The 19,318-nt window shown below is 73.4% G+C and carries 21 protein-coding genes; 9 read left to right on the forward strand and 12 right to left on the reverse strand.

What is annotated here, in order from left to right; genetic code table 11:
• Positions 1-33 precede the first annotated feature (33 nt).
• Genes FE634_RS15645 through FE634_RS15655 form a run of 3 tightly spaced genes read left to right on the forward strand, consistent with a single transcriptional unit; the run spans position 34 to position 1,317 of the window.
• The gene (locus FE634_RS15645) at positions 34-309 is read left to right on the forward strand and encodes a hypothetical protein (RefSeq protein ID WP_137293830.1); all 276 of its coding nucleotides are present in this window, start codon (positions 34-36) and stop codon (positions 307-309) included.
• On the forward strand, positions 306-575 hold the full coding sequence (locus FE634_RS15650) for a hypothetical protein (RefSeq protein ID WP_137293831.1): 270 nt from the start codon (positions 306-308) through the stop codon (positions 573-575). Before FE634_RS15645 ends, FE634_RS15650 begins: the two co-directional genes overlap by 4 nt.
• A gap of 7 nt (positions 576-582) precedes the next feature.
• Positions 583-1,317 (forward strand): Type 1 glutamine amidotransferase-like domain-containing protein, encoded by a 735-nt coding sequence (locus FE634_RS15655; protein WP_148240753.1) that lies wholly within the window; start codon positions 583-585, stop codon positions 1,315-1,317.
• Positions 1,318-1,329: 12 nt separating this feature from the next.
• Here the strand turns inward: FE634_RS15655 and miaB are convergent, their stop codons facing one another.
• Positions 1,330-2,802, reverse strand: coding sequence for a tRNA (N6-isopentenyl adenosine(37)-C2)-methylthiotransferase MiaB (gene miaB / locus FE634_RS15660; RefSeq protein WP_138876425.1), 1,473 nt, complete (start codon positions 2,800-2,802; stop codon positions 1,330-1,332).
• A gap of 173 nt (positions 2,803-2,975) precedes the next feature.
• Here miaB and FE634_RS15665 point away from each other — a divergent pair, with 173 nt between their 5' ends.
• From FE634_RS15665 to FE634_RS15680, 4 genes are all read left to right on the forward strand, one after another.
• Positions 2,976-3,761 carry an amino acid ABC transporter ATP-binding protein gene (locus tag FE634_RS15665; protein ID WP_148240754.1) on the forward strand — a complete coding sequence of 262 codons (786 nt, stop codon included), beginning with the start codon at positions 2,976-2,978 and terminating at the stop codon, positions 3,759-3,761.
• 49 nt (positions 3,762-3,810) lie between these two features.
• Positions 3,811-4,716, forward strand: coding sequence for a glutamate ABC transporter substrate-binding protein (locus tag FE634_RS15670; protein ID WP_137293835.1), 906 nt, complete (start codon positions 3,811-3,813; stop codon positions 4,714-4,716).
• 88 nt (positions 4,717-4,804) lie between these two features.
• Positions 4,805-5,491 (forward strand): amino acid ABC transporter permease, encoded by a 687-nt coding sequence (locus FE634_RS15675; RefSeq protein WP_137293836.1) that lies wholly within the window; start codon positions 4,805-4,807, stop codon positions 5,489-5,491.
• Positions 5,488-6,339 (forward strand): amino acid ABC transporter permease, encoded by an 852-nt coding sequence (locus FE634_RS15680; protein ID WP_138876427.1) that lies wholly within the window; start codon positions 5,488-5,490, stop codon positions 6,337-6,339. The genes FE634_RS15675 and FE634_RS15680 overlap by 4 nt, the downstream gene beginning before the upstream one ends.
• 14 nt (positions 6,340-6,353) lie before the next feature.
• Here the strand turns inward: FE634_RS15680 and FE634_RS15685 are convergent, their stop codons facing one another.
• Genes FE634_RS15685 through FE634_RS15700 form a run of 4 tightly spaced genes read right to left on the reverse strand, consistent with a single transcriptional unit; the run spans position 6,354 to position 8,350 of the window.
• Positions 6,354-6,833, reverse strand: a complete 480-nt coding sequence (locus FE634_RS15685) for a hotdog fold domain-containing protein (protein ID WP_138876428.1) — start codon at positions 6,831-6,833, stop codon at positions 6,354-6,356.
• Positions 6,834-6,873: 40 nt separating this feature from the next.
• Positions 6,874-7,131, reverse strand: coding sequence for a metal-sensitive transcriptional regulator (locus FE634_RS15690; protein ID WP_137293839.1), 258 nt, complete (start codon positions 7,129-7,131; stop codon positions 6,874-6,876).
• Positions 7,132-7,160: 29 nt separating this feature from the next.
• Positions 7,161-7,547, reverse strand: a complete 387-nt coding sequence (locus tag FE634_RS15695; RefSeq protein WP_138876429.1) for a VOC family protein — start codon at positions 7,545-7,547, stop codon at positions 7,161-7,163.
• On the reverse strand, positions 7,544-8,350 hold the full coding sequence (locus tag FE634_RS15700; RefSeq protein WP_138876430.1) for a methyltransferase domain-containing protein: 807 nt from the start codon (positions 8,348-8,350) through the stop codon (positions 7,544-7,546). The genes FE634_RS15695 and FE634_RS15700 overlap by 4 nt, the downstream gene beginning before the upstream one ends.
• Before the next feature lie 97 nt (positions 8,351-8,447).
• Here FE634_RS15700 and FE634_RS15705 point away from each other — a divergent pair, with 97 nt between their 5' ends.
• Complete coding sequence (locus FE634_RS15705; RefSeq protein WP_138876431.1) at positions 8,448-8,954, forward strand: MarR family winged helix-turn-helix transcriptional regulator; 507 nt, start codon at positions 8,448-8,450, stop codon at positions 8,952-8,954.
• Positions 8,955-8,975: 21 nt separating this feature from the next.
• On the opposite strand, the gene FE634_RS15710 is transcribed toward FE634_RS15705, so the two are convergent.
• The 7 genes from FE634_RS15710 to rsmI all read right to left on the reverse strand — a co-directional run bounded on the left by FE634_RS15710 (position 8,976) and on the right by rsmI (position 16,992).
• Complete coding sequence (locus FE634_RS15710; protein WP_148240755.1) at positions 8,976-10,775, reverse strand: ABC-F family ATP-binding cassette domain-containing protein; 1,800 nt, start codon at positions 10,773-10,775, stop codon at positions 8,976-8,978.
• Positions 10,776-10,824: 49 nt separating this feature from the next.
• Positions 10,825-11,751, reverse strand: coding sequence for a 4-(cytidine 5'-diphospho)-2-C-methyl-D-erythritol kinase (locus FE634_RS15715; RefSeq protein ID WP_262347451.1), 927 nt, complete (start codon positions 11,749-11,751; stop codon positions 10,825-10,827).
• Positions 11,748-12,608, reverse strand: coding sequence for a 16S rRNA (adenine(1518)-N(6)/adenine(1519)-N(6))-dimethyltransferase RsmA (gene rsmA, locus FE634_RS15720; RefSeq protein ID WP_138876433.1), 861 nt, complete (start codon positions 12,606-12,608; stop codon positions 11,748-11,750). Before rsmA ends, FE634_RS15715 begins: the two co-directional genes overlap by 4 nt.
• A 29-nt stretch (positions 12,609-12,637) precedes the next feature.
• Positions 12,638-13,858, reverse strand: coding sequence for a resuscitation-promoting factor (locus FE634_RS21800; RefSeq protein ID WP_148240756.1), 1,221 nt, complete (start codon positions 13,856-13,858; stop codon positions 12,638-12,640).
• A gap of 538 nt (positions 13,859-14,396) precedes the next feature.
• A complete protein-coding gene (locus FE634_RS15730; RefSeq protein WP_138876434.1) occupies positions 14,397-15,290 on the reverse strand; it encodes a TatD family hydrolase in 894 nt (297 codons plus the stop codon).
• Complete coding sequence (locus FE634_RS15735; RefSeq protein WP_137293846.1) at positions 15,287-16,138, reverse strand: alpha/beta fold hydrolase; 852 nt, start codon at positions 16,136-16,138, stop codon at positions 15,287-15,289. The genes FE634_RS15730 and FE634_RS15735 overlap by 4 nt, the downstream gene beginning before the upstream one ends.
• Positions 16,135-16,992, reverse strand: coding sequence for a 16S rRNA (cytidine(1402)-2'-O)-methyltransferase (rsmI, locus tag FE634_RS15740; protein WP_138876435.1), 858 nt, complete (start codon positions 16,990-16,992; stop codon positions 16,135-16,137). The genes FE634_RS15735 and rsmI overlap by 4 nt, the downstream gene beginning before the upstream one ends.
• Positions 16,993-17,017: 25 nt before the next feature.
• Here rsmI and FE634_RS15745 point away from each other — a divergent pair, with 25 nt between their 5' ends.
• Entirely contained in the window at positions 17,018-18,769 is a 1,752-nt protein-coding gene (locus FE634_RS15745; RefSeq protein ID WP_262347452.1) for a dolichyl-phosphate-mannose--protein mannosyltransferase, read from the forward strand.
• Positions 18,770-19,318 lie beyond the last annotated feature (549 nt).

Here is a 19,318-nt window from a genome sequence, read left to right on the forward strand (position 1 = left end):
ACCACCGCACCACCACCACCGCCAGGAGGCGTCATGACCGAGGACCTCGGACCCCAGCCGGACCCGCAGATCGAGCCCGGCGAGCCCAACCCCGGTGGCGTGGACGCCGTCTCCCACGGCGACGGCGTCGACGGCGAGGCGACCGAGGGTGACCCCGTCGCCCGCGACCTCGACCCCGACGACAACCCCGCCGTCGAGGACGTGCTGCCCGACGAGATGCGCCAGGGCGAGGACACCTCGACCGAGGCGACCCGGGGTGACGGCAGCGACGACGGGGACGGCGAGCCCACCGAGGAGTCGCCGGCATGAGCGAGGACGCCACGCCGGCCGAGAAGTACGACCCGACCGAGTCCGACCAGGACACCGCGGGCTCGATGGGCGTCAGCAGCGAGCGCGAGGGGCCCACCGGTCCCGGGCAGCACGGCACGACCGGCACCCGTGACGTCGGCCCCGCCCGGCGCGACCCGGACGACGACGTCCCGCCCGAGCAGTCCGCCGGCGGCCCCGAGACCAACCCCGACCCGCCGGTCCCGCCGGTCGCCGGCTACTCCTCCGTCGACCCGCGCAGCGACTAGGGCAGCCGTGACCGCCGAGACACCCACGATCCTGGCGACCTCGGGCGGCGTGGTCAGCGGCGTCCGGTCGCACTGGTCGGTGGGTCCCCTGACCCACCACGCCGTCGAGCTCGCCGGCGTCACCGGTCGCGCCCCGCGCGTCTGCTTCGTCGGGACCGCGTCGGGCGACGCGAGCTCGTTGACGGCCGGCTTCTACGACATGGCGATCGAGGCCGGCTTCGCGCCGTCGCACCTGCGGCTGTTCACGATGCCCAACGTGCCCGACATCCGCGAGCACCTCCTCGCCCAGGACGTCGTCTGGGTCTTCGGCGGCAGCGTCGCCGGGCTGCTCGCCATGTGGGAGCTGCACGGCGTCGGCGAGGCCATGCGGGAGGCGTGGCAGGCCGGCGTCGTCCTCACCGGCGTCTCGGCCGGCTCGCTGTGCTGGCACGTGGGCGGCACCACCGACTCCTTCGGCCCCGACCTGCGCCCGATCACGAACGGCCTGGGCTTCCTGCCCTACTCCAACGGCGTCCACTACGACTCCGAGGACCAGCGCCGCCCGCTCTACCACCGCCTGATCGCCGACCAGACCCTGCCGGCGGGCTACGCCACCGACGACGGCGTCGGGCTGCTCTACCGCGGCACCGAGATGGTCGAGGCCATCGCCGAGCGCGACCGGGCCGGTGCCTACTGGGTCGAGCGGGGCGCCGACGGCGCCGCGGTCGAGACCGCCCTCGACGTCACGCGACTGCCGGGCTGACCCGGCGCTCGCTCAGCCGCAGGTGGGGCCGGCCGCGACCGGCAGCGGCGCGGGGACGCCGACGCCCGGCATGCCGAGCGTGACGCCGGCCGGGGCGGGCGCCGCCGTGCGGGCCTCCCAGGCGTCGCCGGAGCGGGTTCGGCGCACCGCGTGGACCCGGTCGGCGACCAGGTGGTGGGGTGCGGCGTGGGTGACCTCGACGACGGCGCGGTCGCCCGGTCGCACCGGGCCGAGCGTGTCGTCCGGCGCCACGAAGTGCACGAGCCGGTTGTCGGGCCCGCGGCCCGAGAGCCGCCGGGTGGCGGCGTCCTTGCGCCCCTCGCCCTCGGAGACCATCAGCTCGACGGTGCGACCGACGAGCGCCTTGTTCTCGCTCCAGGCGACGTCGTTGACGAGCGTGACGAGCCGGTCGTAGCGGTCGCGCAGGACGTCGGCCGGCACCTGGTCGGGCATCGTGGCGGCCGGGGTGCCGGGGCGCTTGGAGTACTGGAAGGTGAAGGCGCCGGCGAAGCGGGCCTGGCCGACGACGTCCAGGGTGGCGAGGTGGTCCTCCTCGGTCTCCCCGGGGAAGCCGACGATGATGTCGGTGGTGATCGCGGCCTCGGGCATCGCGGCGCGGACCCGCTCGATGATGCCGAGGAACTTGTCGCGGCGGTAGGAGCGACGCATCATCCGCAGCAGCCGGTCGGAGCCCGACTGCAGCGGCATGTGCAGCTGCGGCATCACGTTGGGCGTCTCGGCCATCGCCTCGATGACGTCGTCGGTGAACTCCGCGGGGTGCGGGGAGGTGAAGCGCACCCGCTCGAGCCCCTCGATCGAGCCGCACGAGCGGAGCAGCTTGGAGAAGGCCTGGCGGTCGCCGAACTCGACGCCGTAGGCGTTCACGTTCTGGCCGAGCAGGGTGATCTCGGAGACGCCGTCGGCGACGAGCGCCTCGATCTCGGCGAGGACGTCGCCGGGCCGGCGGTCCTTCTCCTTGCCGCGCAGCGCCGGGACGATGCAGAACGTGCAGGTGTTGTTGCAGCCGACCGACACCGACACCCAGGCGGCGTAGGCCGAGTCGCGCTTGGTCGGCAGCGTCGAGGGGAAGACCTCGAGCGACTCGAGGATCTCGACCTGCGCCTCCTCCTGCACGCGCGCCCGCTCGAGCAGCACCGGCAGCGAGCCGATGTTGTGGGTGCCGAACACGACGTCGACGTAGGGCGCCTTCTGCGTGATCGTCGCGCGGTCCTTCTGCGCCAGGCAGCCGCCGACCGCGATCTGCATCGACGGGTTCGCTGCCTTCACCGGCGCCAGGTGCGACAGGTTGCCGTAGAGCTTGTTGTCGGCGTTCTCGCGCACCGCACAGGTGTTGAAGACGACGACGTCGGCCTGCTCGCCCGTGGGTGCCGCGGCGTAGCCCGCGTCCTCCAGCAGGCCGGTGAGCCGCTCGGAGTCGTGGACGTTCATCTGGCACCCGTAGGTGCGGACCTCATAGGTGCGCATGACGCCGTCCAGGGTACGGCGCCCGCGACCCGCGCCCGGAATCAGTGCGGTGCCGGTGGCAGCCGCGACGCGGCCCGACGCCCCCACTCCCCTGGCCCAGCCGGGTCACGGTCGGGACTCACTCAGGTGTCGCGCGTAGCCCTCCGGACCCGGGTACCACTAGGGTCCCGCCCATGACGTTGCTGGACAAGGGTGACAAGCCCACGGGGGGCGGCCGCACGGGCGAGCCCCTCGTGGTGCTCGACGGCGTGAACAAGTGGTACGGCGACCTGCACGTGCTCCAGGACATCAACCTGTCCGTGCGGGAGCGTGAGGTCGTGGTGGTCATCGGGCCGTCCGGCTCGGGCAAGTCGACGCTGTGCCGCACCATCAACCGCCTCGAGACGATCGACAGTGGTTCGATCACGCTCGACGGCCAGCTGCTGCCCCAGGAGGGCAAGGCGCTGGCCAACCTGCGGGCGGAGGTCGGCATGGTCTTCCAGAGCTTCAACCTGTTCGCCCACAAGTCGATCCTCGAGAACGTCACCCTCGGCCCGATCAAGGTGCGCGGCCAGGGGAAGGCCGAGGCCGAGACGAGGGCCAGGGAGCTCCTCGACCGCGTCGGCGTCGGGCACCAGGCCGACAAGTACCCCGCCCAGCTCTCGGGCGGCCAGCAGCAGCGCGTCGCGATCGCCCGCGCCCTGGCCATGAACCCGAAGGTGATGCTCTTCGACGAGCCCACCTCCGCGCTCGACCCCGAGATGATCAAGGAGGTGCTCGACGTCATGGTCGACCTCGCCGAGGGCGGCATGACCATGATCGTCGTCACCCACGAGATGGGCTTCGCCCGCACCGCCGCCGACCGCGTCATCTTCATGGCCGACGGCGCGATCGCCGAGGAGAACGACCCCGAGTCGTTCTTCACCAACCCGCAGAGCGACCGGGCCAAGGACTTCCTCGGCAAGATCCTCAAGCACTGATCCACCGCCACAGACCGACCCGCACCACTCGGAACAGAAGGAGAAGTACATGCGGCTCACTCAGACCATGCGCAAGGCGGGGGTCGTCGCCTCCGGCTTCGCACTCGCGATCGGCCTCGCCGCCTGCGGCGACGCCGGGAGCGACGACGAGGGCAAGAACGTCGACGCCGAGGAGGTCGAGGAGGGCAAGTTCGAGGCCGGCACCCGGATGGCCGAGCTCGCCGAGGCCGGCACGATCAACGTCGGCGTCAAGTACGACCAGCCCGGCCTGGGCTTCAAGGGCGCGGCCGACGACCTGCCGAGCGGCTTCGACATCGAGATCGCCAAGCTCCTGGTCGCCGACCTCGGCATCGACCCGCAGGACACCAGCAAGGTCAAGTACGTCGAGACGATCTCCGACAACCGGGAGCCGTTCCTGCAGGAGGGCACCGTCGACCTCGTGCTCGCCTCCTACTCGATCACCGACGAGCGCCGGCAGTCGGTCGGCCAGACCGGGCCGTACTTCGTCACCGGCCAGCAGCTCCTGGTGCCCGAGGACTCCGACGTCGAGTCGATCGAGGACCTCAAGGGCAAGGAGATCTGCTCGGTGACCGGGTCGACCTCGATCGACCGCATCAACGAGAACGGCGCCAAGGGAGTCGGCTTCGACAGCTACTCCGAGTGCGTCCAGAAGGTGCTCGACGGCAGCGTCTCGGCGATGTCGACCGACGGCACCATCCTCGCCGGCTACGCGGCCCAGAACGAGGGTCAGCTCAAGGTCGTGGGCGAGGAGTTCTCCGAGGAGAACATCGGGGTCGGCTACAGCATCGACCGTCCCGAGATGTGCGAGTGGATCAACGGCGTGCTCGAGGAGTCCTTCGACAACGGCTCGTGGGCCGAGGCCTTCGAGCGCACCCTGGGCCCGTCGGGTGTCGAGGTGCCCGACCCGCCGACGCTCGACGCCTGCCCCGCCTGATCCTCCCGGTCAGTCCTGACCACCCCCGACGGGGCGCCGCGCGGCGCCCCGTCGGCGGCCCTCTCCCGCTGGAAGGAGCGCGCTGGCAGTGAGAGCCGTCCTCGACAACTTCGACGCCTATCTCCAGGCCTTCGGCTACACCCTGTTCCTGTTCCTGGTCGCCGGCGTGCTCTCGATGCTCCTCGGCACCGTCCTGGCGGCGATGCGCGTCGGTCCGGTCGCGGTCCTGCGCGTCGTGGGCACGACCTACGTGACGCTGGTGCGCAACACGCCCCTCGTCATCGTCTTCGCGTTCTTCTCCTTCGCCGCACCCGACCTCGGGATCCGCTTCGGGTGGCTCGACGTCCACATCGGCCCGTTCGACTTCACGACGTTCTTCGGTGCCGCGGTCGTCTCGCTCTCCCTGTACACCTCCGCCTTCGTCTGCGAGGCGCTGCGCGCCGGCGTCAACGCGGTCTCCCTCGGCCAGGCCGAGGCGGCCCGGGCCCTCGGCCTGCCGTTCGCCGGGGTGATGCGCGAGGTGGTGCTGCCGCAGGCCTTCCGGGCGTCAATCCCGCCGATGGCCAGCGTGCAGATCGCCCTGATCAAGAACACCTCGGTCGCCGCGGTCTTCGGCGTCGCGGAGGCCGTGAGCCAGATGCGGTCGTTCAACAACGAGTTCGGGACGCAGCGCTACGGGATCGCGCTGGCGTTCGCCATCGGGTACGTCCTCGTCGTCGAGGTCGTCTCCTACTTCGCCAACCGCGCGGAGCGACGCTACCGGGTGGCGACATGAGCAAGACGGCCAGCATCCTCTTCGACGCCCCGGGCCCGCGCACCGTCGTCCGGCACCGGCTCTACAGCGTCGCCGCGGCGCTCGTGGTCCTCGTCCTCGTCGCGTGGGTGCTCTACCGCTTCGGCAAGGCCGGCCAGTTCGAGGGCGAGAAGTGGGAGGTCTTCACCACTCCCGAGTACCTCAGCACCCTGCTGGTCGACGGCCTGCTGAAGACCATCCAGATGGCGGCGTTCGCCGTCGCCGGTGCCGTCGTCTTCGGCTTCGTGTTCGGCATCGGCAAGATGTCGGACCACGGGTTCGTCCGGTGGCCGTGCTGGGCGGTGGTCGAGCTGTTCCGTGCCGTCCCCGTGCTGCTCATGATGGTCTTCTCGTGGTACGCCATCGGCCCGTCGACCGACAACTCGTTCCTGGCCGTCGTGGTCGCCCTGACCGTCTACAACGGAGCCGTGCTCGCCGAGGTCCTGCGGGCCGGCGTGCTGGCCGTGCCGCGCGGGCAGGCCGAGGCCGCCTACGCCCTCGGCATGCGCAAGTCGCAGGTGATGCTGCTGATCCTGATGCCGCAGGCGGTCAAGATCATGCTGCCGGCGATCATCAGCCAGTGCATCGTGGCCCTCAAGGACACCGCGCTCGGGCAGTACGTGCTGGCCCCCGGCCTGACCGCGGTCTCCAAGCAGATCTACCTCGAGTTCAACAACCGGGTGCCGACCATGCTGGTCGTCGCGCTGATGTACATCGGCGTGAACCTGCTGCTCACCGCGCTGGCCACGTGGCTCCAGCGTCGCTACGTCGGCGAGAAGAGGGTGCTCCAGGTCTCGGCCGCGGGCACCGCCGACCAGACGACGATCTGACCTGGCGCCCTGACCTAGGGCCGCGGCGTCACCCACAGCCGGATGGTGCCCTCGATGACGGTCGTGCCGTCGTCGAGGGCACCGCGGCACGTCACGGCGACCTGACGCGGGCCCTCCCCGGCCCAGTCGGCGGCGGTGGTCTCGGCGACGCAGGTGACGTCGCCGGCGGCCTTGGCGGTGTAGCGGACCTCCATGCCCTGCGGGATCCAGCGCTCGTCGTCGGCGACGGTCGCCTCCGCGAGCGCGCCCATCGCCGCCTCGAGGCCGTTGCACAGCGCGATCGCGTGGACGGTGCCGAGGTGGTTGGTCACGCGGCGCCGCCTCACGATGCGCAGCTCGGCCCGGTGCGGGCCGATCTCGGCGAACCGCGGCCGGATCGAGGCGAAGTACGGCGCCTTCCGGCTGAACGCGAGCGAGAAGACCCGCTTGCCGACGGTGCCGCCCACGACGGGGAGGCCGGTGGCGGTGCGCCACAGGGAGAGGACCTGGCTCATGCCGGGAGACCCTACCCCTCGGTAACTTGGGTGGTCGCGCTCAGGTGACGGACAGGAAGAGCCGCTCCAGCCGGTCGATCCGCTCGGGGGTGACGTCGCCGACGTCGGCCCCGGCCCGCCACTCGGCGGCGACCATCGCCAGGCCGGCACGGTCGAGGGCGCGCGAGACCGCCTTCATCTGGCCGAGCACCGCCTCGAGCTCGCGGCCCTCCTCGATCATGCGCAGCACGCCGCCGAGCTGTCCCTGGGCGCGCTTGACCCGGTTGAGCACCGCGGCGCGGTCGATGTCGTCACTCATGCCCCTCCAACGGGCGACACCCCCGGGGGTTACGCCGGCGCCAGCAGCTCGACGCGGTTCCCGTGCGGGTCGAGCACGTGGAACCGGACGTGACCGGGGAACGTGTCGCGCTGGCGGCGGTCGACCTCGCCGCCGCCGCCCTCGACGCGGACGGCGATCGCCTCCAGGTCGGCGCGGGTCGCGACGACGAGCGCCGGGTGGGCCTTGCGGGCCGGGACGAAGGGCTCCTCGACGCCGACGTGGATCTCGGCGGTGACGGCTCCCGCGTCGTCGTGGGCGCGGAACCAGGCGCCGCCGCGCGCCCGCAGCGCCTCGGGCTTGGCCACCTCGGTGAGGCCGAGGACGGTGCCGTAGAAGCGGCGGACGGCGTCCTCGCCGCCGGGCGGGCAGGCGACCTGCACGTGGTGCAGCCTCATCGCGCCCCTCCGGCGACCCGCGCCACCACGAAGACCCGCCGGAACGGCAGCACCACGGTGCCGTCGGCCCGCACCGGGTAGGCCGCGGCCAGCCGGCGCCGGAACTCGGCCTCGAAGGCCGGGCGGACGTCGTCCGGGAGCGCCTGGAGGGTCGGCCGGGCGCCCGTGGCGCTGACCCAGGTGAGGACCGGGTCGGGATCCTCGGGCGTCGCCGCGAGCACGTGGAGGTAGGTCGTCTCCCACGCGTCGACGTCGCAGCCGAGCGCGGCGAGGGCGTCGAGGTAGACGACCGGGTCGTGGCTGGAGGGCACCGCGACGCCGCCGGCCGCGGCCAGGTGCGCGGCGTACGGCTCCTCGGCGGCGAGGTCGCGGCGGGTGGTGTGGCTCGGCTCGTCGAAGTTGCCGGGCACCTGGAGGGCCAGCCAGCCGCCGGGCGCGACCGCGCCGACCAGGGCGGGCAGGAGCTCGAGGTGGTCCGGGAGCCACTGCAGGGTCGCGTTGGAGACCAGGACGTCGACCGGCTCCGCGCCGGCGACCCAGTCGCGCAGGTCGGCGACCTCGTGGACCACGCGGCCACCCAGCGCGTCGGCGGCGGCGACCATCTCCGGGCTGCTGTCGACGCCCGTGACGGCGGCGTCCGGCCAGCGCTCGGCGAGCAGGGCGGTGAGGTTGCCGGGCCCGCAGCCGAGGTCGACGACGCCCGCCGGGTCGGTCGCGCCGATGCGGGCGACCAGCTCGACGAACGGGCGGCCGCGCTCGTCGGCGTGGATGAGGTAGCGCTCGGGGTCCCACGTGTGGGCCATCACCGGATTCTCCATCTCTCTCGACGTCAAGACACTTCCACTCTGCGTGACTGATGTCTCGATGTCAAGATTCTTGACTCGTGGCTACACTGGGGCCATGCGCGACGAGGTGGACGAGCTGGTCGAGGCGTGGGCCCGGGAACGCACCGACCTCGACCTGGAGCCGGTCGCCGTCTTCTCCCGGATCTCCCGGTTGGCGCGGCACCTCGACCTGGCCCGCCGCGAGGCGTTCAGCGCCCACGACATCGAGTCGTGGGAGTTCGACGTGCTGGCGGCGCTGCGCCGCGCGGGCGACCCCTACGAGCTCTCCCCCGGTCGCCTGCTGCGCGAGACCCTGGTGACCAGCGGCACCATGACCAACCGCGTCGACCGGCTCGCCGCCCGCGGCCTCGTCGAGCGCTACCCCGACCCGGAGGACCGGCGTGGCGTCATCGTGCGGCTGACCCCGGAGGGCAAGGCCGCCGTCGACGGCGCCTTCGAGGCGCTCCTGCAGGCCGAGCGCGCGCTGCTCGCCGACCTCCCCCAGCGCGACCAGGCCCGCCTGGCCACCCTGCTGCGCACGCTACTCGCCCCGTTCGGCACCCCGCCGGGCCAGGGCGGGTAGCCGCCGGCTCGTCGGGGCCGGTCAGCCGAGGAGCTCGGCGGCCTCCAGCCACTCCAGCTCGACGTCGTCCTTCTCGGACAGCACCTGCTGGAGCTCGGCCGACAGCTCGGCGATGACCCCGTAGTCGGTGCCGGCCGCGACGATCGCGGCGTTCAGCTCGGTCTCGCGGGCGGTGAGCCGCGCCAGCTGCTTGTCGAGCCGGGCCACGGTCTTGCGGGCCGCGCGCTCGTCGGCCGAGCCGGCCCGGGCCTTCCCGCCCGGCGCGGCGTCGGCACCGGCACCGGCGTCGGCGCGCCCGGCGGCCGGACGACCGGTGGCGACCGGCGTGGTGGCCGTCGCGGCGCGCCGCTCAAGGTACTCGTCCACCCCCCGCGGGAGCATCGAGATCTGGCCGTCGCCGAGCAGCGCCCAGACCGAGTCGGTGACCCGCTCGAGGAAGTAGCGGTCGTGCGAGACGACGACCAGGGTGCCGGGCCAGCCGTCGAGGAAGTCCTCCAGGACGGTGAGGGTCTCGATGTCGAGGTCGTTGGTCGGCTCGTCGAGGAGCAGCACGTTGGGCTCGGTCAGCAGCAGCTTCAGCAGCTGGAAGCGGCGCCGCTCGCCACCGGACAGGTCGCCGAGGCGGGCGGTGAGCTTGTCGCCGGTGAAGCCGAAGCGCTCGAGCATCGAGGTCGCGGTGATCTCGCCGTCCTGGGTGACGGTGACCCGGCGGATCGACTCGACCGTCGGCAGCACGCGCCCCATCGGGTCGACGTCGTCGAGGGCCTGGGTGAGGTGCTGCAGGGCGACGGTCTTGCCCAGCTTCGCGCGGCCGGCGCTCGGTGCGAGCACCCCGGCGAGCAGCGACAGCACCGAGGTCTTGCCGGCGCCGTTGACGCCGACGATGCCGACGCGGTCACCTGGGCCGAGCCGCCACGTCGCGCCGGAGAGCAGCCGGCGCTCGCCGCGCACCAGGTCGACGTCCTCGACGTCGATGACGTCCTTGCCGAGCCGCTGGGTCGCGAACTTCTGCAGCTCGAGCCGGTCGCGCGGCGGCGGGACGTCCTCGATCAGCTGGTTGGCGGCGTCGATGCGGAACTTCGGCTTCGCCGTCCGGGCCGGCGCGCCGCGGCGCAGCCAGGCCAGCTCCTTGCGCGCCAGGTTCTGTCGGCGGGTCTCGGTGGCGTCGGCCTGGCGGGAGCGCTCGGCCTTGGCGAGCACGAAGGCGGCGTACCCGCCCTCGTAGACGTCGACGGCGCCGTCGTGGACCTCCCAGGTGTACTGGCAGACCTCGTCGAGGAACCAGCGGTCGTGGGTGACGACCACCAGCGCGGAGGTGCGCCGGCGCAGGTGCCCGGCCAGCCAGGCGACCGCCTCGACGTCGAGGTGGTTGGTCGGCTCGTCGAGGACGATCAGCTCGTGGTCGCCGATGAGCAGCGCGGCCAGCGCGCACCGCCGGCGCTCGCCGCCGGACAGCCCCAGGACGGCCCGGTCCAGCTCGACGCCGACCAGCAGCTCGGTCACCACGCCGCGCAGCGTGGCGTCGGCGGCCCACTCGTGGTCGGACCGGCCGCCGAGCACCGCCTCGCGCACGGTGTGGGTGTCGTCGAGCTCGTCGCCCTGGTGGAGGTAGCCGACCAGGAGCCCGCGGCTGCGCGAGACCCGGCCGGTGTCGGCCTCCTCGAGGCCGGTCATCACCTCGAGCAGGGTGGTCTTGCCGTCGCCGTTGCGGCCGACGATGCCGATCCGGTCGCCGGCGCCGATGCCGAGCGACACGTCGCTGAGCAGCGGGCGGACGCCATAGGACTTGGAGACGCCCTCGAGGTTGAGGAGGTTGACCACGGAAGACACCTAGACCTGACGACGACGCATGACGGCCGTACCTGACGGGTTACACATGACTGGGGACGAGGTGCGCGCCGGCGACGGCACCGTTCGCGACGAGCACGACCTCCTGCCCGGTGCGCATCAGCGCGCCGGCCAGGTCGCGGGCGTGGTCGGCGGACTCGCAGAGGAAGACCACGGTCGGCCCGGACCCGGAGACGATGCCCCGCAGCGCGCCCTCGGACTCGCCGCGATCGATGAGCAGGCCGAGCTCGGGCCGCAGGTCGACCGCCGGCTCCTGGAGGTCGTTGTGGAGCGCGCGGGCCAGGCTGACCGGCTGACCGGTGCGCAGCGCCCCGAGCAGGACGTCGGCCCCGGGCGGGGTCTCGGGGGCGTCGGGCCGCAGCCGGTCGAAGTGCCGGTAGACCTCCGGGGTCGACAGGCCCTGGCGGCTGGGCACGATCACCCACCACCACGTGCCGACGTCGGAGACCGGCTCGACGAGCTCACCGCGCCCGGTGCCGAGCGCCGTCCCGCCGACCAGCGCGAACGGGACGTCGCTGCCCAGCTCGGCGGCGATCGCCAGCAGCGCGTCGTCGGTGGTGCGCAGGTCGTGCAACCGGTCGAGGGCGACGAGCGCCGCGGCGCCGTCGGCCGACCCGCCGGCCAGGCCGCCGGCGACCGGGATCGCCTTCTCGACCTCGACGCGGCCGGTGAGCTCGCGCCCGTGGTGCCGCCCGAGCAGGACGGCGGCACGGTGCACCAGGTTGTCGCCGTCGACGGGGACGGCGCCGGCGTCGATCCAGTCGGTCGTCGTGAGCGTCAGGGTCAGGTCGTCGGCGGGGTGGGCGGTCACGTCGTCGCACAGCCCGACCGCCTGGTAGACGGTCGTGAGCGGGTGGAAGCCGTCCTCGCGCGCGGCGCCGACGCCCAGGTGGAGGTTGACCTTCGCGGCGGCGCGCACGGTCACCGGGGTCGTGCCGACGCCGATCACCGCAGGCCCGCCGCGATGGCGGCGAACTGCCCGACGTCCAGCGACTCCCCGCGCGCGAGCGGGTCGACGCCGGCGCCGGTGAGGGCGCGGTCGATCGCCTCGGGCTCGGCGATGGAGCGCAGCGCGCCGCGCAGCGCCTTGCGGCGGTGGGCGAACGCGGCGTCCACGACCGCGAAGACCTCGGTGCGCGACGCCGTGGTCGCCGGCGGCGGCCGGTGGGTCCACGCGACCAGGCCGGAGTCGACGTTCGGGGCCGGCCAGAACACGCTGCGGCCGATCGCGCCGGCGCGGCGCACGTCGGCGTACCAGGCCGCCTTGACCGACGGGACGCCGTAGGTCTTCGACCCCGGTCGCGCCGCGAGCCGGTCGGCGACCTCGGCCTGCACCATCACCAGCCCGCGCTCGAGGCTCGGCAGCAGGGCGAGCAGGTGCAGCAGGACCGGCACCGAGATGTTGTAGGGCAGGTTCGCCACGAGCGCGGTCGGCGGCGGGCCAGGGACCTCGGCGACGCGGAGCGCGTCGGCGTGGACCAGCTCGAACGCCCCGGGCCGGGCGGCCTGGTCGGGTGCGCGCTCGTCGACGGTCTCCACCAGCAGGGAGGCCAGCTTGTCGTCGACCTCGATCGCGACGACGCGTCGCGCGACCTCGAGCAGCGCCAGGGTCAGCGAGCCGAGGCCCGGGCCGACCTCCACCACGACGTCGTCGCCGGTGACGCCGGACTCCCGCACGATGCGTCGCACGGTGTTGCCGTCGATGACGAAGTTCTGCCCACGCTGCTTGGTCGGACGCAGGTCGAGTCGGTCCGCGAGCCGGCGCACGTCCGCCGCCCCGAGGAGGCGTGGGGCGGCGGACGTCATGTCGAGCAGGCTATCGGCGGCGCTCCCGGTCAGCGGGGCAGCCCCAGCTTGGCCGCGCAGCCGGGCCAGGACCCGTAGCCGCCGGTGGCGGCACGCACCCGCTCGGCGACGGCGATCTGCGCCTCGCGCGAATTGTTGCTCGGCAGGCCGGAGCCGCCGTAGGCCTGCCACGTGGGGAGGCTGAACTGCAGGCCGCCGTAGTAGCCGTTGCCGGTGTTGATGGCCCAGTTGCCGCCGGACTCGCACTGGGCGAGGGAGTCCCACACGGTGCCGCCGCCGGAGTAGTCGGGGGCGGCCTCCTCCAGGGTGCCGACGGTGACGACGGCGTCCACGGGGCGGCGGGTGACCCTTGAGCTCACCTCGCGGCGCTGCACGACCTCGCCGTTGCGGACCACGACGCGGTAGACGACGTCACGAGCGCCGGCGCGGCCCTCGGTGACGGTCTCGGTCTCGCCCTCGGGCATGGTGTCGTCCTCGCGCTCGACGGTGGAGAAGTCGATCTCCTCGCCCTCGACGGTCTTGCGGGCGACCCGGACGTCGGTGAAGACGACCCGGTCGCCGTCCTCGATCTGGGCGCCGCGCGCGGGCTTGGTCTCGTCGCTCTTGTCGAGCTCGACGCCGACGCCGCGCAGCGCCTCCGCGACGGTGAGGGCGGTGACGGTCCTGGTGACCGGCTTCCGGCCGGCCAGGCGGAAGGTGACGTCCTTGGCGGTGACGACCTCGACGGCCACGCCGCCACGGTCGATCGTCAGGCCGCGGCTGGTGGACAGGCGCGCGTCCTGGAACGGGGCGCCGATCTCGCCGAGCGCCGATGCGACGTCGGTGGAGGTCACCCAGTGGCTGGTCGTGTCGCCGTCGACGGTGAGCTCGACCTCGCGGCCGTAGCGGACGTTGATGAGGGTGCCGTCCTGGACGTCGGTGTCGAGGGCGGGCGCCACCAGGTCGTGCTCGCCGACCTCGACACCCTCGGCCTCGAGGACCTCCGCGACGGTGCCGCCCATGGCGGTGACCTCGCGCCGCTCGCCGTCGACCGAGACGGTGACCGACTTGCTGAGCGCGGTGTACCCGAGGGTGGTGCCGGCCACGGCGAGCAGGACCACCACGGCGAGCGAGACCACGACGGCCCGGCTGCGGAGGAGTCGGCCGGCGAGCCCCCGGGAGGGGGGCGTCGAGCCGGCGGTGCTGCTGACGGTGGTGCTGTCGGTGGTGCTGTCGAGAGGGGTCTGGTCTGGATGCTCGTGGGCGGGCATCGTGCTCCGAACGTCGTGATCCCCGGGCCTCGGGCGCCGGCGCCCCGGCACGCTCGAGCGGCCCCGTCCGGGACCCCTCTCGCAGCGGGCGTCGGACCCGGTGTTCGTCGTCGTGCTGGGGGTCCGACCGCGCCGGACGGGTCTTCCCGATCCCGGCCAACGCTTTCCAGAACAGCAGTGATGTGGTCGAGAATCAAGCCGGCGGACCGTCCCCCGGCTCACCGGGTGGCCGGGATCACGGCCCGATCACCCCACCGGTCACACCAGCCCCACCCGTCGCTGACCCGTCGCTGATCACTGACGGGTCAGCGTCGAAGGCCAGGTGACCCGTCGCTGATCACTGACGGGTCGCCGTCGCAGGCCCGGTGACCCGTCGCTGATCACTGACGGGTCGCCGTCGCAGGCCCGGTGACCCGTCGCTGATCACTGACGGGTCAGCGTCGGAGGCCCGCTGACCCGTCGCTGATCACTGACGGGTCGGCGTCGGAGGCCCGGTGACCCGTCGCTGATCAGCGACGGGTCAGCGGTGGGTCGGGGTTCACCAGGGGCCGCCGAAGGCGGTGGAGGTGTTGGTGTCGATGGCGCGGCAGAGGGTCTCGAGGTCGTCGCCGCGGACGTCGGCCATGGCGCGGACCGTCAGCGGCACCAGGTAGGAGGCGTTCGGGCGGCCGCGGTACGGCGTCGGGGTCAGGAACGGGGCGTCGGTCTCGACCAGCACCCGGTCCAGCGGGGTGATCGCGAGGGCGTCGCGGAGCGGCTGGGCGTTCTTGAAGGTCACCGTGCCGGCGAAGGAGAGGTGGGCGCCCCGGTCGAGGCAGGCCCGGGCGAACGCCGCGTCCCCGGAGAAGCAGTGCATCACCCAGCGCTCGGGCGGGCCCTCCTCGTCGAGGACGCGGAGCACCTCGTCGTGGGCGTCGCGGTCGTGGATGACCAGCGTCTTGTCGAGCCGCTTGGCCATGTCGACGTGGCGCCGGAACGAGGCGACCTGCGCCGCCCGCCCGTCCTCGCCGGTGCGGAAGTGGTCGAGGCCGGTCTCCCCCACCGCGCGCACCTTCGCGTGCGCGCCGGCCAGCGCCTCGATCTCGGCGAGCGCCTCGTCGAGCCGGCCCTCGGCGGCCAGGCGCGGCGCCTCGTTCGGGTGCAGCGCGACGCCGGCCACCAGCGTGTCGTGGGACGCCGCCGCCTCGACCGCCCAGCGCGCGCCGGGCAGGTCGCAGCCGATCTGCACGATGCGGGTCACGCCCACCGCCGCGGCCGCGGCGATCGCGCCGGCGGTGTCGACCCAGTCGCCGTCGGCGATGTCGAGGTGGCAGTGGTTGTCGACCACGGGGTGCGGCAGCGGCTCCGGGGACGGCGGCCGCTCGCGGTCGCGGCGGGCGCCGCTGGTCTCCTCGGTCGCGGCCCGCGAGCGGGTCGGTCCCTCGCCGGTCATGCCGACGCCGCCCTCTCCAGCACGGCCTCGGCCAGCGCCTCGGGCGCGTGCAGGGGGATCCAGTGGTCGATCCCGGCGAGCACCACCAGCTCGTAGGGCGCCCGCACGTGCTGCGGCGTCCGGTCGATGCTGGCCCCGCTGACGAAGTGGTCGCCGTCGCTCCAGACCATCGTGGTGGGCACGGTGACCGGCGAGCGGAGCAGGCCCCGGTCGGCGAACGGCAGGGCGCGGTACCAGGCCAGCGCGCCCGGCAGCGCGCCGTGCTCGACGATCTCGGTGCGGAAGCGCTCCAGCTCCTCGGCCGGCATGCCGCTCCCCCGCAGCGCCCGGTCGAAGACGCCGCCGCGGCGGGCGGCGAGCCGCTCGGGCACCCACGGCACCTGGAAGCCGGCCATGTACCAGGACCTCAGGGCCTGGGAGGAGCGCACCAGCGAGCCGAGGAAGGCCTGCGGGTGCGGCACCGAGACCGACGTCAGCGTGCGCACCAGGTCGGGCCGGGTCGTCGCGACCGCCCACGCCGCGATCGCGCCCCAGTCGTGCCCGACGACGTGGGCACGACGTCCGGCCCCACCACCGGCCCGCTCGACCAGCGCGGCGACGTCGCCGGCGAGGTGGGTGATCGTGTAGTCGCGGCGCCGCGGCGGCCGCGCGCCCGGGGAGTAGCCGCGCTGGTCGGGCGCGAGCGTGCGGTAGCCCGCGGCGTGCAGGAGGGGCGCGACCAGCCGCCAGCACGACGCCCGCTCGGGGAACCCGTGCAGCAGCACGACGAGGTCGCCGTCGACCGGTCCCTCGTCGAGGACGTCGAAGGTGAGCCCCTCGTGGTCGTAGGACGTCAGGCGCGCCGTCATCGCGGACCCGGGGTCGCGTGGACCAGGTTGTAGACGTCCCGCTTGGGCAGGCCGGCCAGCCGGGCGACCTCCACGATCGCCTCCTTGCGCTTCATGCCCCGATCCTCCCGCTCGGCGACGGCGGCCAGGAGGGTGGCCTCGTCGTGCCCGATCGCGGGCGCCGGCTCGGCGCCGCCGACGACGATCGTCACCTCGCCGCGGACGCCGTCCGCGGCCCAGGCGGCGAGCTCGCCCACCGGCCCGCGACGGACCTCCTCGTGGGTCTTGGTCAGCTCGCGGCAGACCGCGCCGGCGCGGTCGGGCCCCCAGGCCTCGGCCATCGCGGCCAGCGCCGCCGCCGTCCGGTGCGGGGCCTCGAAGAACACCATCGTGCGCTGCTCGCCGGCCAGCTCGGCCAGGCGCCGCGCCCGCTCCCCGGCCTTGCGCGGCAGGAAGCCCTCGAAGCAGAACCGGTCGACCGGCAGCCCGCTGACCGCCAGCGCCGTCAGGACGGCGCTCGGGCCCGGTACCGCGGTCACGTGGACGCCGGCCTCGACCGCCGCGACCACCAGCCGGTAGCCGGGGTCGGACACGCTGGGCATCCCGGCGTCGGTGACCAGCAGCACCCGCTCGCCCGCGAGCAGCGCCTCGACCAGCGCCGGCGTGCGCTGCTGCTCGTTGCCCTCGAAGTAGGAGACCACCCGGCCCGACAGCGTGACGCCGAGGTCGGTGGTGAGCCGCTTGAGGCGGCGGGTGTCCTCGGCGGCGACGACGTCGGCGTCCGCGAGCTCCTCGGCGAGCCGCGGCGGCGCGTCGGCCACCCGGCCGATCGGGGTCGCGGCCAGGACCAGGACTCCGGGATCGCCAGTGCTCACACCTTCGATCGTAGAGTTCCGCCTCGTGACCTCGCTCCACCCGCCCTCGACCGACGACGGGGCGACGGCACCCGGCCTGGGGCCGTCGGCGTGGCAGCGCGCGCGGGGCCGCCTCGCCGGCGTCGAGGCCCGCCTGGAGAACCGGGCCCTCGCCTGGGGTGTGGCGATCCTCGTGGCCGGGCTCGCGTTCGGGATGCGGCTGTGGCGCCTCGGCGAGCCGGACCGCTTCGCCTTCGACGAGACCTACTACGCCAAGGACGCCTGGGGGCTGCTGAACCAGGGCTACGTCCGCAACTACCAGGGCGAGGTCGACGGCAAGCTGATCGACGAGGCCATCCTCGGCGGGCGCACCCAGGGCATCTGGGGCGAGGGGCCGTCGATGGAGGTGCACCCCGAGGCCGGCAAGTGGGTGATCGCGCTCGGCGAGAAGGCCTTCGGGATGGACCCGTTCGGCTGGCGGATCTCCGCGGCCGTCGTCGGCGCGCTGATGGTGCTGGTGATGTGCCGGCTGGCGCGGCGGCTCACCGGCTCGACGATGCTCGGGGGCCTGGCCGGGCTCCTGCTCGCCTTCGACGGCCTGCACTTCGTGCTGTCGCGGCTGGCGCTGCTCGACATCTTCCTCGCCTTCTTCCTGCTCTGCGGGGTCGCCTGCATCGTCAACGACCGCGACTGGCACCGCGCAAGGCTCGCCCGGCTCGTCGGCGACACCCCCCTGGTCGACTCCGCGTGGGGACCGGTGCGCGGCCTGCTGTTCCGTCCGTGGCTGGTCACCGGCGGCGTGTGCTTCGGCCTGGCGCTCGGCACCAAGTGGACGGCTGCCTACCCGCTCGCCGCGTTCGGCGTCCTGGTGTGGGTGTGGAGCGGTGGCGCCCGGCGCTCCTTCGGCCTGCGCCACGCGCGGGTCCGGGCGATGCTGGTCGACGGCGTCCCGGCCTTCGCCCAGCTCGTGCTCGTCGCCTTCGTGGTCTACGTCGCGTCCTGGACCGGCTGGCTGGTGCACGCGGGCGAGTACGAGGAGGCGCTGTCGTCGACGCAGTACACCGGCTTCGTCTCCGAGGGCGAGTGCGTCGAGGGCGAGGACGGCGAGCTGCAGACCAACAACGTCACCGACGACTCCGCCACCTGGCCCACCGCCACCGAGAAGGACGCGAGCGGGCTCGGCGAGGTCGTGCAGTCGCTGCGGTCGCTCTGGTACTACCACCAGGACGTCTACACCTTCCACACCCACTACCTGAACTGCAGCTCCCACGTCTACCAGTCGCAGCCGTCGGGCTGGCTGGTCCTGAACCGGCCGGTCGGCGTCGCGACCGACCTCGACGTGGCGCCCGGCACCGACGGCTGCGACGCCCCGGCCGGCGACACCTGCTACCGCCAGGTGCTGCTCATCGGGACGCCGATCCTGTGGTGGGGCGGGTGCCTGGCGCTCCTCGCCGCGGCCGCCCTGTGGGTAGGCACCCGGGACTGGCGCTTCGGGGTCGCCCTCACCGGCACCCTGTCGACCTGGCTGCCGTGGCTGCTCTACGACGACCGGCCGATCTTCTTCTTCTACGCGATCGCCTGCCTGCCGTTCCTGGTGCTCGCGATCACCCTCGTGCTCGGCAAGATGATCGGGCACTCGCGCGAGCCGTCGGGGCGGCGGACGACGGGCGTGGTCGTGGCCGGGTCGTTCCTCGTGCTCGTCGTGCTCAACTTCGCCTACTTCTACCCGTTGCTCTCCTACGAGGTGATCCCGCGCGGCGACTGGATGGACCGCATGTGGTTCCACCGGTGGATCTGAGCCGGCTGCCCGAGCGTGCGAGGGCGAGCCGGCTCGACGGTCGTCGAGCAAGCGGCGCGACCGAGGGACGAGGTCGCGACCCGCGTGTCGAGACGCCTGGCCCACCGAGGCCGAGGCGAGTGGGCGGGTCTGGTGCAGCGGACCGGGGTTTCGTCGGCGCTCGCTGGCGCTCGCTTGCTCAACCTCCGGTGGTGGGGCTCGACCTCCGGTGCGGGCCGGTGGTTTCGTCGGCGCTCGCTGGCGCTCGCTTGCTCAACCTCCGTGCGGGGTGGGGTTTCGTCGGCGCTCGCTGGCGCTCGCTTGCTCAACCTCCGGTGGGGGCGCTCGACGGCCGAGGTTTCGTCGGCGCTCGCTGGCGCTCGCTTGCTCAACCTCCGTGCGGGGCGCGGTTTCGTCGGCGCTCGCTGGCGCTCGCTTGCTCAACCTCCGTGCGGGGCGGGGTTTCGTCGGCGCTCGCTGGCGCTCGCTTGCTCAACCTCCGATGGCGGGTTGCGTCGGGGCTCGCTTGCTCGACGTCGGGGGGAGGTCGGGTTCGGGGGTGGCGGATAC

It is taken from the genome of Nocardioides sp. S-1144, from assembly GCF_005954645.2.
Classification (GTDB): Bacteria; Actinomycetota; Actinomycetes; order Propionibacteriales; family Nocardioidaceae; genus Nocardioides; species Nocardioides dongxiaopingii.